This window comes from Ornithinimicrobium pekingense DSM 21552, assembly GCF_000421185.1.
Classification (GTDB): Bacteria; Actinomycetota; Actinomycetes; order Actinomycetales; family Dermatophilaceae; genus Ornithinicoccus; species Ornithinicoccus pekingensis.
The window spans coordinates 252,562-267,537 of sequence record NZ_ATWJ01000008.1 but is presented as its reverse complement, the minus strand read 5'-3'; the positions used below and the strand labels follow the sequence as shown (position 1 = coordinate 267,537).

General features: G+C 75.8%; 10 protein-coding genes. 6 read left to right on the top strand and 4 right to left on the bottom strand.

Going from position 1 to position 14,976, the window contains the following annotated elements:
- Window positions 1-17 precede the first annotated feature (17 nt).
- The 5 genes from K330_RS0106665 to K330_RS0106645 all read left to right on the top strand — a co-directional run bounded on the left by K330_RS0106665 (window position 18) and on the right by K330_RS0106645 (window position 5,957).
- Window positions 18-932, top strand: coding sequence for an MSMEG_6728 family protein (locus tag K330_RS0106665; RefSeq protein WP_022921061.1), 915 nt, complete (start codon window positions 18-20; stop codon window positions 930-932).
- A 79-nt stretch (window positions 933-1,011) separates the two neighbouring features.
- Window positions 1,012-2,715, top strand: a complete 1,704-nt coding sequence (paaN, locus tag K330_RS0106660; protein ID WP_022921060.1) for a phenylacetic acid degradation protein PaaN — start codon at window positions 1,012-1,014, stop codon at window positions 2,713-2,715.
- A 23-nt stretch (window positions 2,716-2,738) separates the two neighbouring features.
- A complete protein-coding gene (locus K330_RS24210; protein WP_051145498.1) occupies window positions 2,739-3,566 on the top strand; it encodes an NUDIX hydrolase in 828 nt (275 codons plus the stop codon).
- A 98-nt stretch (window positions 3,567-3,664) separates the two neighbouring features.
- Complete coding sequence (locus K330_RS0106650; RefSeq protein WP_156875715.1) at window positions 3,665-5,413, top strand: substrate-binding domain-containing protein; 1,749 nt, start codon at window positions 3,665-3,667, stop codon at window positions 5,411-5,413.
- A 25-nt stretch (window positions 5,414-5,438) separates the two neighbouring features.
- Complete coding sequence (locus K330_RS0106645) at window positions 5,439-5,957, top strand: ASCH domain-containing protein (protein ID WP_022921059.1); 519 nt, start codon at window positions 5,439-5,441, stop codon at window positions 5,955-5,957.
- An 8-nt stretch (window positions 5,958-5,965) separates the two neighbouring features.
- Here the strand turns inward: K330_RS0106645 and deoD are convergent, their stop codons facing one another.
- Window positions 5,966-6,685, bottom strand: a complete 720-nt coding sequence (gene deoD / locus K330_RS0106640; RefSeq protein ID WP_022921058.1) for a purine-nucleoside phosphorylase — start codon at window positions 6,683-6,685, stop codon at window positions 5,966-5,968.
- A 67-nt stretch (window positions 6,686-6,752) separates the two neighbouring features.
- On the opposite strand from deoD, the gene K330_RS24490 reads away from it, so the two are divergent.
- Complete coding sequence (locus K330_RS24490) at window positions 6,753-9,776, top strand: glycosyltransferase (protein WP_022921057.1); 3,024 nt, start codon at window positions 6,753-6,755, stop codon at window positions 9,774-9,776.
- Window positions 9,777-9,788: 12 nt separating this feature from the next.
- Here the strand turns inward: K330_RS24490 and K330_RS0106630 are convergent, their stop codons facing one another.
- The 3 genes from K330_RS0106630 to K330_RS0106615 all read right to left on the bottom strand — a co-directional run bounded on the left by K330_RS0106630 (window position 9,789) and on the right by K330_RS0106615 (window position 14,963).
- The gene (locus K330_RS0106630) at window positions 9,789-11,093 is read right to left on the bottom strand and encodes a PQQ-dependent sugar dehydrogenase (protein WP_022921056.1); all 1,305 of its coding nucleotides are present in this window, start codon (window positions 11,091-11,093) and stop codon (window positions 9,789-9,791) included.
- Between the two features lie 138 nt (window positions 11,094-11,231).
- Window positions 11,232-12,503 (bottom strand): glycosyltransferase, encoded by a 1,272-nt coding sequence (locus tag K330_RS22510; RefSeq protein ID WP_022921055.1) that lies wholly within the window; start codon window positions 12,501-12,503, stop codon window positions 11,232-11,234.
- Between the two features lie 24 nt (window positions 12,504-12,527).
- Window positions 12,528-14,963, bottom strand: a complete 2,436-nt coding sequence (locus K330_RS0106615; RefSeq protein ID WP_022921054.1) for an excinuclease ABC subunit UvrA — start codon at window positions 14,961-14,963, stop codon at window positions 12,528-12,530.
- Window positions 14,964-14,976 lie beyond the last annotated feature (13 nt).

Genomic DNA, 14,976 nt, shown 5'->3' with positions numbered 1-14,976 from the left:
TGGGTGAGGATGGCTCGGTGCAGACCTTCCTGCCCGTGCCCGACTTCGACGAGAGCGCCCGCCTGCTCGACCCGGCCCGCCTGGGCAAGCAACGGGTGGAGACCCTGCAGGTGCTGCGCGCGCTGGAGCTGCCCGACTACGGCTGGGGCTCGCACCCCGTCGTGCTCATGTGGCGGGGGCGGACCGAGGCGCTCGTCGCCTACGGGCTGGCCACCGTGCGGCACTGGCGCGAGCGCGGGCACGCCGACAGCACCGAGCCGATGATCGCCGAGTTCGCGCCGCAGGTCGTGGGGGTGCCGCAGGCCGAGCTCGCCGCGGCGGGCCTGCTGCCCGGATGGCTGGGCGACGAGGCGCTGCACCTGTCCCACCGCTCCAACCTGCTGGCCAAGGACCCCGACTACTACCGTCCCCTCTTCACCGAGCGCTTCGGTGCCGAGCCGGAGGACCTGCCCTACGTCTGGCCGGACGCCGACGACGTGCCGACCCGTCCCCGACCGGAGGGCGTGAGCGCCTGGGTCGTCCGCCCGCGCGAGGACGCCGAGCTGGCCACCTGCCTGTCCGCCGGGGTCATCGGCCTCGGCGAGCAGTCGGGCGTGGACGTCGACGCCGGCCGGGTGCCGCCCGAGGAGCTTGCGGCCCTGGGCCTGGCCCGCAGCGGCCGACGGCGCGCCAAGGACCTGCGCCAGCTGGCGGTCCTCCTGGACGAGGTGCGCGAGGGGGACCTCGTGGGACTTCCGGTGCAGCACGGCGACGGGCTCCTGCTCGGCCGGGTGACCGGCGGCTACGCCTACGCGGGCCGGGGCCCGCTGCCGCACCGCCGCACCGTGCGCTGGGAGCGGGTCGTCCCCCGGTCCGCGGCCCTGCCCCCGGCGACGCTGCAGGACCCGCGGGCCCTCTTCCGCGTGGTCCTCGACCCTGGCCGGCTTGCCTGACAGCGGGCGGGCCGCCGGACTGCCGGTGGGGGCGCGAGCGGCGCGGCACCTGCCGGAGCCACCTCGTAGGGTGGGGACCATGCCCGAGACCGCCACGACGCACCCGTTCCTCGAGACGCACCGTGAGACGCTCGACGCGGCCACCCAGGCCTTGCGCGAGCGCAGCTACTACAGTCGCTACCCCGAGTCGCCCAGCCCGCGCGTCTACGGGGAGACCGCCCCCCAGGACGGGCAGGCGGCCCACGAGGCGCACCTCAACAAGGACTTCACCGCGCTCGCCGACCAGCCCACCACGGGCCGGACCGTCGGCTCCGAGCGCAGCCCCTACGGCCCCGCCCTCGGCGTGCGCTACCCCGAGCTCGACGTCCCGGCGGCGATGGCCGCGGCCCAGGCCGTCCTGCCCGCCTGGCGGGACGCCGGGGCCGAGGTGCGCGCCGCCGTCTGCACCGAGATCGTCGAGCGCATCAACCGCCGCTCCCACGAGATGGCCCACGCGGTGATGCACACCAGCGGCCAGCCGTTCGTCATGTCCTTCCAGGCCGGCGGCCCGCACGCCCAGGACCGCGCGCTCGAGGCCATCGTCGTGGCGCTGGAGGAGCAGCGGCGCATCCCGGCCTCGGTGACCTGGGAGAAGCCGGCCAAGGGTGAGCCGATCCGCATGCAGAAGGACTACCGCCTCGTGCCCCGCGGCGTGGCCCTCGTCATCGGCTGCAACACCTTCCCGACGTGGAACGCCTACCCCGGCATCTTCGCCAGCCTCGCCACCGGCAACCCCGTGGTCATCAAGCCCCACCCCCGGGCCGTGCTGCCGCTGGCGCTGACCGTCGCGATCGCCCGCGACGTGCTGGCCGAGGCCGGTTTCGACCGGGCCCTCGTCCAGCTCGCACCCGAGGACGACGGCGGCACCCTCGCCAAGGACCTCGCGCTGGACCCGGCCGTGCGGATCATCGACTACACCGGCGGCCCGGGCTTCGGGCACTGGCTGGAGACCGAGGCCGCCGCGCAGGGCAAGCTGGTCTACACCGAGAAGGCCGGCCTCAACACCGTCGTCGTCGACTCCACCGACGACCTCGAGGGCATGCTGGGCAACCTCGCCTTCTCCTTCTCCCTCTACTCGGGCCAGATGTGCACGGCCCCGCAGAACGTCTACGTCCCCTCCACCGGTGTCGACACCGACCAGGGCCACCTGTCGGCGGACGAGTTCGCCGGCCGGCTCGCCGAGGCGATCACCCGCTTCACCGCCGACGACGCCCGCGCCGTGGAGATCCTCGGTGCGACGGTCAACGACGACGTCCGCTCCCGCGCCACCCACGTCCCCGCGCTCGCCGAGCGTCTGGGCGGGGAGGTCGTCCTCGACTCCCGCGCGGTGACCCACCCCACCTACCCCGACGCCGTGGTCCGCACGCCCGCACTCGTCGGGGTCCTCGCCGACAACACGGGCGCCTACACCCAGGAGTGCTTCGGGCCGGTGGCCTTCGTCGTGCGGACGCAGGACACCGCCGAGTCGCTGCGGCGCTTCACCGAGACGGTGCGCGAGCACGGCGGGATGACCGCGGCCGTCTACTCCACCGACGAGCAGGTCCTGGACGCGGCCCGCGACGCGGCGGCCGACGCGGGTGTCGCGCTGTCCGAGAACCTCACCGGGCAGATCTTCGTCAACCAGACCGCGGCGTTCTCCGACTTCCACGGCACCGGTGCCAACCCGGCCGCCAACGCCGCCTACGCGGACGCGGCGTTCGTGGCCGGGCGCTTCCGGGTCATCACCAGCCGGCGGCACGTCTGAGGGACGGCACGGAGGTCAGGGGTATGGCGCCGGACGGCGACGGCGAGGCGGGTGCCGGGCTGCGCGCCGCCCAGCGGGGCGTGGTCACCCTGGTCGGCCTGCAGCACCTGCGGGTCGACGGCGAGCAGGCGGCCGAGCGTGCGCTGGGACAGGTGCGGGCCCTGGTCGAGGAGGCCTTCGCCGCGGGACACCACCGGGTCGAGGCTGACGTCGCGCCGGAGCAGGCAGCCCTGCGCAAGGTCCTGCAGCGCGCCGGGCTGCGCCCCGAGGGCCGCGCCCGCGGGCGGGGGGTCTCGCGCGACGGCATACCCGTCGACGTGCTGCGCCTGGCGCGCCTGCGCGACGACCCGGCGCCCGGCACCCAGGAGGCGTTCCTGGCGATGCTCGACGCCTCCCTGCCGACCAAGCGGCTCATCGTCCAGGGGCTGGTCGGGGACGGCGCCGGGCGGGTGCTGCTGTGCGAGCTGACCTACAAGAAGGACTGGGACCTGGTCGGCGGGGTGGCCGAGCCGGCGGAGACGCCGGTGGCGTCGCTGCAGCGTGAGGTGCGCGAGGAGCTCGGCGTCGACCTGCCCGTCGGCGACCTCGTGGCGGTCGACTGGCTGCCGCCCTACAAGCAGTGGACCGACGCCCTGCTGCTGGTCTTCGACCTCGGCCAGCACCCGGACCTGCCCGAGCGCGTCACCCTCCAGCCCTCGGAGATCAGGGCCGTCCACTGGCGCACGCCGCAGGAGGCGGCGGGGCACGTCGCGCCCTACGTCCACCGGCTGCTGGGATCGGTGGTCGCCGCCGAGCGGGCCCACGGGCGGCACACCGTCTTCCTGGAGGACGGGGTGCCGCGGGTCCGCTGACCGTCGAGGCGGCGTCGTCCAGAAGCCGCGCCCGCGGCCCGCGGGTTCACCTTTTCGGGCCGGTGACCGGGGCCCGCGGACTGCGCTATTTTGCGAGAGTGGCGAAGCACAGCGCCCCGGAGCCCGTGAACTTCGGAGCAGGGATGGTCGTCCTTCTCGTCGTGGTCCTCCTCGTCGGGGGCCTCGGCCTGCTCTGGTGGCTGGACCGCGACGGGGCGGGGCCCGCGGACGGGGCCGCCTCCGGGGACGGGGCGGCTGCCACGACCGGTGCGGAGGAGTCCGACGGCGCGGGGGCGTCCGGCGGCGGCTCACCCGTGGAGGGTCCGCCGAGCTGCGAGGCCGTGACGGTGTGGAGCGCCCCGGAGCTGCTGCCGGCCGTGGAGTCGGCCGCCGACCGGGCGGCCGAGGGGTCGGCGGACTGCTTCACCTACGCCGTCGTCTCGCGCGACACCGCCGTCTTCCAGGCCAGCCTGCGCGACGGGGAGGAGCCGGACGTGTGGCTGCCCAGCTCGCTGGCGTGGGCGCAGCTGGTCGAGCAGTCGGGCACCGACCTGGACGTCGGGCAGACGGTGGCCACCAGCCCGGTCCTGCTCACCGGCCGTCCGGAGGTCGTCGCCGGTCTGGCCGACCTCGGGGTGGGCCCCGACTCGACCTTCGCCGAGGTCCTGCAGCAGTACCAGGAGTCCGTCGCCTCGGGCGGTCCCGAGGTGTCGCTGCGCCTGGGGGACCCGCGCACCGACCCGGCCTCGATGGCGCTGCTCGGCTCCACCTCCGACCAGCTCGGAGGGCTGTCCGAGCCCGGCAGCCCGGGCCGCAACCTGCTGGTGCTGCTCGCGCAGAGCTCCATCCAGGGGGACCCCCTCGCGGCGGTGCGCAGCGACCCGACGACCCTCGTGCCGGCCACGGAGCAGCAGCTCGGCCGGGCCGTCGCCGACGGCGAGGAGCTGCGGGGCGTCGCCCTGCAGGGCGGCGTCGGGACGGTCACGATGCCCTTCGTGCGCGTCGGTGACGCCGGGTCCGCCGAGGCCGTCGACGCGCTCGAGGAGCAGCTGCTCTCCGAGGACGGGGCCGCCGACCTGCTCGCGCTGGACCTGCGGCCCGGTGCCGACGGCGAGGCACCCGGTGTGCCGGGGATCCCCGAGGACCTGGCGCTGCAGGCGGCCGCGCCGGACGCCGAGGTCAGCGCCAGGCTGGCGCGCACCTGGGCCGTCATCGCGCCGCAGTCGCGGATCCTCACCCTCATCGACATCTCCGGCTCCATGGAGGCGGTCGTCGGCGAGGGGACCACCCGCATCGACCTCACGCGCGAGGCCGCGCAGACAGCCCTGGCGGTCGTGCCCGGGCAGACGGCCATCGGGCTCTGGTACTTCGCCACGGCGCTCGACGACGACACGGACTTCGTCGAGGTCGTGCCGTTGCGCCCGCTCAACGAGGAGGTCCGCAGCGGGGTCACCCACGAGGACGTCCTTCTGGCCGAGACCGAGGACCTCGGGCTGGACACCCTGCAGGGCGACACCGGCCTGCACGACGCCCTCTGGGCGGCCTACCAGTTCATGCAGGAGGACTACCGGCCCGACGCCATCAGCTCGGTGCTGCTGCTCACCGACGGCATCAACGACGACAGCACGGGCGGGCTGTCCGAGGACGAGGTGGTCGAGCGGCTCGAGGAGGCGCGCGCGCCGGGCGACCGACCCGTGACCGTCGTGCTCATCGGGATGGGTCCGGACGTCGACGCCGACGCGCTGGAGCGTCTGGCCGCCGCCGCCGGCGGGGAGTCGCTCGTGCTGCGCGACCCCCGCGAGCTGCCGCAGGTCTTCGTCGACGTCGTGGCCCGCCGCGCCGGGTGATCCCCCCGGGTGAGAGGGTTCGCTGGTGAGCGAACCACACCGCATACCCCCGGGTGAGCCGGACAGGGCCGCCGCGTCCGTGCTGTGGCAGGAGTATGCCGCTGCCCACCCCGAGGCGGTCGCCGCCTGCCCGGAGCACACCGTCGAGCGCTTCGGTGACTCCGAGGCCCTGGCCGACGAACTGCTGGAGCTGGTGCTGGCCGGTGGGAAGCGCGCGACGTCGGCGCTGGTGGCCGACTTCGTGGCCGAGGGTGAGCAGCTGCCGCGGGTCGGCTCGCACTGGGTCGCGTGCGACGGGAGGGGGACTCCCCGGGTGGTCCTGCGCAGCACCGAGCTGCGCATCGGCACCATCGACACCGCCGACACGGCGTTCGCCCGGGACGAGGGCGAGGACGACCTGACGCTGGAGAGCTGGCGGCGCGAGCACCGCCGCTACTGGACCCGGACCTGCGCAGCCCGGGGGGAGTCGTGGACCGAGGACCAGGAGATCGTCCTCGAGCGCTTCACCGTGGTGTGGCCGCCGGAGCACGCCGACCCACGCTGATGGCGGCCTCAGCCGGGCAGCGGGGTGGCGAGCATCGCCTCCAGGGCGACGGTGACCATGTCGCCGAAGGTCTGCTCGCGCTCCTGGGCGGTGGTCTCCTCGCCGGTGACGATGTGGTCGGAGACGGTCATGACCCCGAGCGCCTGGCGCCCGTGCCGCGCCGCGAGGGTGTAGATCTCCGCGGCCTCCATCTCGACCGCCAGCACGCCGTAGTCCACGACGTTGGCGGTGAGCTCGGCGCGGGAGTGGTAGAAGCTGTCAGAGCTGAAGACGGTGCCGACCATGTGCCGGACCTGCGCGCGCTCGGCGACCTCGACCGCGTTGCGCAGCAGCGCGAAGGTCGCGGTGGGCGGGAAGTGGTAGCCCTGGAAGCGCAGGGTGTTCATCGAGCTGTCGGTCGCCGCGGCCTGGGCGATGACGACGTCGCGGACCCGCAGCTGCTCCGACAGCGCGCCGCAGGAGCCGACGCGCACGAGCTGCTGGGCGTCGTAGTCCTTGATGAGCTCGTTGACGTAGATCGAGGCGGACGGCTGCCCCATCCCCGTCCCCTGCACCGAGACGCGCTCGCCGCGGAAGGTGCCGGTGAAGCCGAGCATCCCGCGGACCTCGCTGTAGCACTCTGCCCCCTCGAGGAAGTTCTCGGCGATCCACCGGGCCCGGAGGGGGTCGCCGGGGAGGAGGACGCGGGGGGCGATCTGGCCGGGCTGCGCGGCGATGTGGGTGCTCACGCGGCAAACCCTACGGTCGTGGGCCGACGCACCGGAAGTCCGGCCCGTGCCGTGCACAATGAGCGGCATGCCCCGTCCTGCCGTCGCCCCGCCCGAGGAACGGCTGCTCGGCGCGGCGCTCCGCGGGCAGCACGACGCGACCTTCGACGCGCTGGCGCGGCACGCCCGCGCCGGCGCCCCCGCCCGGTCGCTGGCCGTCCGGCTGGCCGACGGCGCCCCTGTCCCGGACCGGGCGACGGTGCCGGGCAGCACGCTGCCCTTCGCGGTGGCCCTCGCGACGGCCTGGTTCGGGGCGGCCCGCGACGAGGTGGAGCAGCGGGCGGGGGTCGAGCTCTACCGCCAGGTGGTGGCCGCCCGCGGCCCGCGTGCGCTGCGGCCCGTCGAGCGGCGGCACTACCTGCAGGCGGCCTTCCTCCTCGGCCGGCACGACCTCGTGCGCCAGGGGCTGGAGCAGCTCGACGGGGTGAGCGCGGACGTGGTCGAGGGGCTGCGGGCCGACCTCGTCAACCCGCACGCGGAGGGGACGCAGCAGCCGGCGACGCACGAGCGGTGGCAGGAGCTGCTGGGGTCGCGCTTCGTCGCCCGCGACCTGCGCGGCCCGGAGGTCGACCCCTCCCTCCGGCCCGTCTTCGACGGGCTCCGGCTGACGGCCGACCGGTCCGTGGACGGCCCGCTCGTGTCGGTCGTCGTCCCGGCCTTCCGGCCCGACCGCGGGCTGGTCACCTCGGTCGCCTCGGTGCTCGCCCAGTCGTGGGGCAACCTCGAGGTGCTGCTGGTCGACGACGCCTCCGGACCGGGGTATGCCGAGCTCTTCGCCGAGTGCGAGGCCCTCGACGACCGGGTGCGGCTGCTGCGGCAGGAGGTCAACGGCGGGTCCTACCTCGCGCGCGCCGCGGCGCTCGCCGTGGCCCGCGGTGACCACGTGACCACCCAGGACGCCGACGACTGGTCGCACCCGGAGCGGATCGCCCTGCAGGTGGGCGCGCTCGACGAGGCGCCCGCCGCGGCGGCCAGCCGGAGCACCGCGATCCGGGCGCGGCCGGACCTGACACGGCAGTGGTTCGGCTACCGGCCGGAGCGGATGAACGCGAGCTCGCTGCTCGTCCGGCGGGACCTCCTGGAGCAGGTCGGCGGGTTCGACGCCATCCGCAAGGGCGCGGACTCCGAGCTGCAGGAGCGGCTCGAGCTGGTCGGCGGGGTCGTCAACGTCGTGCGGCCGCTGGCCGTCACGCGGCTGGCGGCGGGGTCGCTGTCCCGGGCGGACTTCGCGCTCGGCCGGCACAGCCCCGACCGGGTGCTCTTCCGCAGCGCCTTCCGGCACTGGCACGCCGGGCTGGCCAGGGCCGGCGCGAACGCACCGGAGGACGTCCGGCTGCGGCGGGAGGGCATGCGGCCGTTCCCGGTGCCCCGCGGCTTCGTGCGGGACCTGCCCGGCGCCCGGCCGGCGCGCACGGCATACCCGCTGGTCGTGGTCGTCGACCAGGCCGACCCGCTGCCGGCCGGGGTCGACGAGGAGCTCCGCTCCCTCGTGCTCGGGGGCGGTGACCCGGTCGACGGGAACCGGCCGCCGGTGGCGGTGCTGGGCCGCGAGGACCTGACGCGTGCCGGTGCCGCCTCACCCGGCTGGAGCCCTGAGCTGCTCGACGCGGCCAGGCAGGGAAGGGTCGACCTGGTCACCGACACAGACGCGGTGCACGCCGAGGTCCTGGTGGTGCTGGAGCCGTCGGTGCTCGCCCTGCCGGCCGTCCCGCTGCCGCGGGCCACGGCCGACCGCGTCCTCGTGGCTGCCGTGCCCCCGTCGGTGCAGGAGCCGCCCCGCGACCTCGAGTCGGCCGGGGCGTTCGTGCGCGAGCACCTGGGCCGTGTCCCCCGGTGGGTCGCGCGCAGCGTGGCCGACCAGGAGGCGTGGGAGCGGGAGGGATGGTCGGTGCCGCTGCTGCTCGACGACCTGCGCCCCGGCCGGGCGTCGGTGGCCCGGGCCGCGCGCCGGAGCCTCGCTGACGACGCGCCGCACGCGGCCACCGACGACCCGGTGGCGCGGCTGCGGGAGGCCCTCGCGCTCGTCGCCGAGGCGGAGCGCGCAGAGCCGGCGCTGCCGGGTCGGGCGGACGACGTGCTGCTGCTCGGGCGTGACCGGGTGGTGCGTCGGCCCGAGCTCGACCCCCGGGTGGCCGCCCTCGTGCCGGGCCGCAGCCAGCGTGCCGCCTGGGACCCCGACGACGAGGGAGTCACCGTGCTGCCCGCGCCGGTGGCCGCGGACCTCGTCGTGCTGGGCAAGTTCGACCTGCAGCGACGACCCAAGCTGCGCGCCGTCTACGCCGACGCCGGCCTGACCCTGGTCGTGCAGCCGCCGAGCCCGAGCAGCGGCAGCGGGGTCGCGCGGGCGGTGCGCGCCCACGAGGTCGTCGAGCGGCACGCGCCCGACCTCGTCCCGCCGATGGTGGGTCACGGCGTCCTCGGCGGAGGTATGCCGTACCTCGTGGAGCGGTGGCTCCCGGGCGCGCCGCTGGCCGGTGCGCGGCAGCTGACCGCGGCCGCCCCGCAGATCCTCACCGGGCTGGCCGCGGTGCACCGTGGCCACGGCGTGACGCCCGTGCGCCTCACCGACCACTGGGGCGGCGGGTTCGCCGAGCGATGGCGCGAGACGTGCCGCACCGACGTCGTGCCCGCCTCCCTGGCCGCCTGGGTGCAGGACCTGCTCGACCGGGACGGCGAGCTGCGCCGGTCGTTCATCCACGGCGACCTCGTCGCCTCCAACGTCCTGTCCGTCGAGGACCGGGTCGTGCTGGTCGACTGGGAGCAGGCGCACGAGGGCCTGGTGATGAACGACGCGGCCAAGCTGCACCTCTTCGGCGCCGAGCCCGAGGAGGTCCTCGACCTCGTCGTCGCGCTCCTGGTGGAGGGTGCGGGGGCGGGCGGCACCGCCTACCTGCCGCTGGAGGAGCTGGCGCTCTGTCACGCCCAGCTCGTCAGCCTGTACCCACGTCGCAGCGCCCGGCTCGCCGGTCACCCGCGGGCCGAGGCCTACGAGCGGCAGGTGCGCCGCCAGGTGGAGCGGCTCGAGCAGGTGCGCCGGCGGCTCGGAGCGTGACCGACGTCGAGGTCAGCCGCCGGGCGTCACGCGCAGCAGGACGTCACCCTGCCCGTCGGAGGAGGTGACCCACAGCGCGCCGTCGTCGTCGAGGGTGAGCGACCGCAACCGCCCGTAGGTCCCGTCGAGCTCCGGCGGACGGACGGTGCCGAGGACCTCCTGGCCGTCGACGTCGAAGATCGTGACCCCGCTGCCCTTGAGCTCGGCCACGGCCAGCGCCCCGTCCCAGGCGCCCCACTGCTCGCCCTCGAGGAAGACGGCGCCGCTCGTGGCGTGCGTGGGTGCTCCGCTGCTCCAGGCCGCGCCGACCGCGTCCGGGAAGGCGCCCGTGTCGGTCATCGGCACCGACTCGTCGTAGCCGGGGCCCGGATCCCAGCCGTAGTTGCCGCCCGGCACGAGGACGTTGACCTCGTCGTCGACGTCGGGACCGTGCTCGACCGACCACACACGGGCGGGGTCAGTGCCGGGCTGCAGTGCCAGGCCCTGCACGTTGCGGTGCCCGTAGGTGAGGATGCGCGGGTCGGCGCCCTCCACGTGACCGTCGGCGTCCGCCGGGTCCCCGTCGGGGGTGACGGCCAGGACCTTGCCGCCGAGGGAGTCCAGCGCCTGCGGGTTGCGCTCGTCGGCGGCGTCACCGGTGCCGACGAGCAGGGTGCCGTCGGGCAGGACGAGCAGACGGCAGCCCGAGTGCCGTCCCGACGTCAGGGGTATGCCGTCCACGACGACGGCGTCCTGGGTCGCCGCGGTCACGTCCGCGTCCAGGGTCCACCGGGTGACCCGGACGTCCGGGCGCCCGCCCGTCGGCTGCGCCGCGTGGCAGAGGAAGATCGTGCGGTCCTGCTCGAACTGCGGCGAGACCGCCAGGCCCATCAGCCCCGCCTCGCTGCCGACGAAGAGCTCGGACAGGTCGATCGACACCTCACGGGCCCCGGCGGACCCGGGCGGGTCGTCGACGGCCAGCAGCCGGCCGGCCCGCTCGGTGACCAGCGCGGTGCCGTCGGGCAGCAGCTGCACGTCCCACGGCAGCGCGAGCCCGTCGAGGACGACCTCGACGTCGAGGCCGTCCGGCGCGGCCGCCGGTGCGTCCTCGGTGGTGGGGTCCTCGGTCGTGGCGCCGCCGGGTGCGGTCGCGCCGGTGACGTCGCTGTCGTCGGTCGGGCCGCTGGGAGCCCCCGGTGTGGTCACGTCCACTGCGTCGGGGGTGGGCGCCGCGACGGGCTCGTCGGAGCCGCCGGTGTCGTCGGCTCCGCCTGAGCAGGCCGTCAGCGCCAGCGCGAGCACAGCGCCGGCCGCCGCCGCCCGCGCCACGCCCGCCATGGCCCCAGCGTAGGCGCCGCACAGTCTCTGCGGTGGTCCGTCCCGCCACGCACGCCCCGCGGGTGGACGGCGGCCGGCCACTCAAGGTTGTGCACCGCGCACCACGTCGCCAACCGTGTCTGCGGTGCACAACCTTGTCTACGGGCGCTCGTGGGGGCCACGCAGCAGCGCCGTCTCGATCTCGGCGACGGCGCCGGCGACGCCGTCCTCGCCGCGCACCGCGACAGACACCTGCTGCGCCCTGGCCCGGACGCCCGGGCCCAGCGCCACGGCCAGGGCCGCGCGGAGGGCGGCGGCACCGGTGGGGCTGCCGGCCGCGTCCGCCGGGACCGGGGCGGCCGCGACGCCGATCTCGTGCAGCCGCCGGCCGAACCAGGGCTGGTCCATCGTGAACGGGACCGCCACCTGCGGCCGTCCGGACCGCAGCGCCTCGGCGGTGGTGCCGGCGCCGCCGTGGTGGACCACGGCGGCGACACGGGGGAAGAGCAGGTCGTGGGGCGCCTCGCCGACGAAGGCGACGCGCCCGTCATACCCGCGCTCGTCCTCCAGACCCGACCCGCGCATGACGAGCACGCGCCGGCCCAGCCCGAGGGCCGCGTCGACCGTGCTGCGCAGGGCGTCGCGGACGGCCGGGACGGTGTGCGAGCCGAGCCCGGCGAAGACCGGCGGGGGCCCCGCCGAGAGGAACGCCTCGACCTCTGCAGGCAGCGCCGTGCCGGGCGGGCTGTCGGTGAAGGGGTAGCCGACGCTGCGCACCCGCCGGCCCGCCACGCGGCGGGGGGTGACGAGCTGAGGGGTGTTCGCGACGAAGGCCGGGGCGGTCGCCAGCTGCAGCGCGGCACGGCGCCGGTCGCGCCGCGTGACCCCGGCGGTGCCCGGCTCGACGCCCGGGGCGACGGCACCGAGCGCGGACCACATGCCACGTGCCCCGGCGGCCAGGTTGCGCAGCGAGCGACCCCGCGCGACCGAGAACAGGCTCGAGTCACCGTGCACGGACGGCAGCGCCGGGACGAACATCATCAGCACCTGCGGCCGCGAGGGTCCGGGGACGAAGAGGCCGGGCCAGGTGGCGCTCAGCGCGGTGGTGACGAAGCCGTCGTAGCGGGGTGCCAGGTCGCGCATCGTCCGGCTGACCTCCGGTGCCAGCACCCGGGCCATCTCGCCGATCATCCCCAGCTGCCCGTGCAGGTCCTCCGGCATCCCCGGTCCGGTGAGCACCTCCTCGCGGTAGCGGCGCATGAGGTCCATCCGGACCTCCTCGGGCCGCAGCCCGCCGGCCCGGACCAGGTCGACGTAGTCGGAGGTGGCGGTGACGCCGACGTCGTGGCCGCGTGCCGCCAGACCGCGCCCCACGGCGACCAGGGGCTGGTGGTCGCCGCGGCTGCCGGCCGCGAGCAGGGCGATGCGCATGGCTCCAGTGTGCGGGGCCCGGCCCTATCGCCGGACGCTGACCACGCGACCGCCCTCGTCACCGGCACCCGGGCCCAGCTCGACGACGACGTCGGCCGTCGCCACCGCCGCCTCGTCGTGCTCGGCGACCAGCACCGTGTGGCCGGCGTCGACCAGCGTGTGCAGCTGCGCCAGCAGCCGGTGCACGTCGGCCGGGTGCAGGCCGGTCGTCGGCTCGTCGAAGAGGTAGAGCGTCGGCGCGCGACGCTCGCGCTGCAGCTCGGTCGCCAGCTTGATGCGCTGGGCCTCGCCGCCAGACAGCTCGGTGGCCGGCTGCCCGAGGGTGAGGTAGCCCAGGCCCAGCGCGTCGAGGGCGTCCAGGGCGCGCCGCGCCGGCGGCACCCCGGCCAGCACCTCCGCTGCCTGCACGACCGTCATCGCCAGCAGGTCGGCGACCGTGCGGCCCTCCCAGGTCACCTCGAGGGTCTGGGCGTCGAACCGGGCGCCGCGGCAGGTCGGGCAGGTGGAGTAGGTGCCGGGCAGGAACAGCAGCTCGACGGCCACCGCTCCCTCGCCGCCGCAGGTCGGGCACTGCCCGGCGGCGGTGTTGAAGCTGAAGTGGGTGGCCGTCCACCCCCGCTCGCGCGCGTCCGGCGTCGCCGCGAAGAGCCGGCGCACGTGGTCCCACAGGCCCGTGTAGGTGGCGAGGGTGGAGCGCGGCGAGCGGCCGATCGGCCGCTGGGTGATGCGCACGACCCGTCGAGGTATGCCGTCACCGGTCGCGGTCACGCTCCCGGTGGCCGGCGCGTCGTCGTCGGCGGGGTCGTCGTCGGGCTGGTCCTCGACCCGGGCGAGGTCGGCGCCGGTGACGTCGTGGACCGCGTCGAGCAGGCTGGTCTTGCCCGACCCGGAGACGCCGGTGACGACCGTCAACGTCCCCAGGGGCAGGTCGAGGTCGACGCCGCGCACCGTGTGCCGCGCCAGCCCGGCCAGGTGCAGGGTGCCGGTCCCGGGACGGCGCGGCCCCTGGCGGATCTCGGCCGTGTGGACCCGGTCGGCGAGGTAGCGCGCCGTGACCGACGCGTCGACACCCACCAGGCCCGCGGGCGGGCCGGACCACAGGACCTCCCCGCCCTGGGCACCGGCGCCCGGACCGACGTCGACGACCCAGTCGCAGCGGCTCGCGATCCCCATGTCGTGCTCGACGACCACCACCGTGTTGCCCGCCCCGACGAGGCGGCGCAGCAGGTCGACCAGCCGGTCGGTGTCGCGCGGGTGCAGCCCGGCCGACGGCTCGTCCAGGACGTAGACCACGCCGAACAGCCCCGACCGCAACGCGGTCGCCAGCCGCAGCCGCTGCAGCTCGCCCGCCGAGACGCTGGTGCTCGACCGGCCCAGGGTCAGGTGCCCCAGCCCGAGCTCGGCCATGAGCCCCAGCCGCCCGGCCAGGTCCTCCAGCAGCAAGGTCTCGGCCTGCTGCCGCGCGTCGCGCTCCAGGAGCACCGCCAGCTCGTCCAGGCGCTCGCGGACGGTCGCGAGCAGCCCGTCGACCGGCACCCCCGAGGCCTCGTCGACCGCCAGCCCCTGCCAGGTGACGGCCAGCGCCTCCGGCCGGAGGCGGCGCCCGCCGCACGTGCCGCACGGGCGCGTGACGACACACCGGAGCATCCGCTCGCGCTGCGTGGCGCTCCTGGTCTCGGCCAGCGTGCGGCGGACGTAGCGGGCGGCCGAGGAGAAGGTGCCCTGGTAGGGCCGGTTGATGCGCGCGGCGTCGCGGGTGGGCACGACGGTGACCACGGGCTGCTCGTCGGTGAAGAGGATCCAGTCGCGGGTGGCCCGGGGCAGCTCGCGCCAGGGGACGTCGACGGCGTGGCCGAGGGTGGCGACGATGTCGCGGTAGTTCTTGCCCAGCCACGCGCCCGGCCACGCCGCGACGGCGCCCTCGGCGATGGACAGCGAGTCGTCGGGCACCATCGACGCCTCGGTCGGCTCGTGCACCACCCCCAGCCCGCCGCACGCCGGGCAGGCGCCGAGCGGGGTGTTGGGGGAGAAGGAGTCGGAGTCGAGGTGGCCGGCTCCCGCGGGGTAGGTGCCGCAGCGCGACCAGAGCATGCGCAGGGTCGAGCCGGTCGTCGTGACGGTGCCGACGGTCGACCTGGCCCCGGCGCCGCCCCGCCCCTGCTCGAGCGCGACGGTCGGGGGCAGGCCGCGCACGTCACGGACCTGCGGGTCGACGGCGGTGTGGATCAGCCGCCGCGCGTAGGGGGCCACCGAGTCGAGGTAGCGGCGCTGCGCCTCCCCGTGCACCGTGCCGAACGCCAGGCTGGACTTGCCGGAGCCCGAGACGCCGGTGACCGCCACCAAGGCGTCGCGGGGGAGGTCGACGTCGACGTCGCGCAGGTTGTGCAGGCGGGCGCCGCGCACCTCGATCCGTCCGGTCACCAGGTCAGGGTATGGCGTGCGCCACAGCCGGGCGCTCACGGGAATGTCGTTG

Excerpts from the sequence above, each read along its gene's own strand:
- paaN (WP_022921060.1), top strand. The coding sequence starts at position 1,012 with ATGCCCGAGACCGCCACGACGCACCCGTTCCTCGAGACGCACCGTGAG.
- K330_RS24210 (WP_051145498.1), top strand. The coding sequence starts at position 2,739 with ATGGCGCCGGACGGCGACGGCGAGGCGGGTGCCGGGCTGCGCGCCGCC.
- K330_RS24490 (WP_022921057.1), top strand. The coding sequence starts at position 6,753 with ATGCCCCGTCCTGCCGTCGCCCCGCCCGAGGAACGGCTGCTCGGCGCG.
- K330_RS0106630 (WP_022921056.1), bottom strand. The coding sequence starts at position 11,093 with ATGGCGGGCGTGGCGCGGGCGGCGGCGGCCGGCGCTGTGCTCGCGCTG.
- K330_RS22510 (WP_022921055.1), bottom strand. The coding sequence starts at position 12,503 with ATGCGCATCGCCCTGCTCGCGGCCGGCAGCCGCGGCGACCACCAGCCC.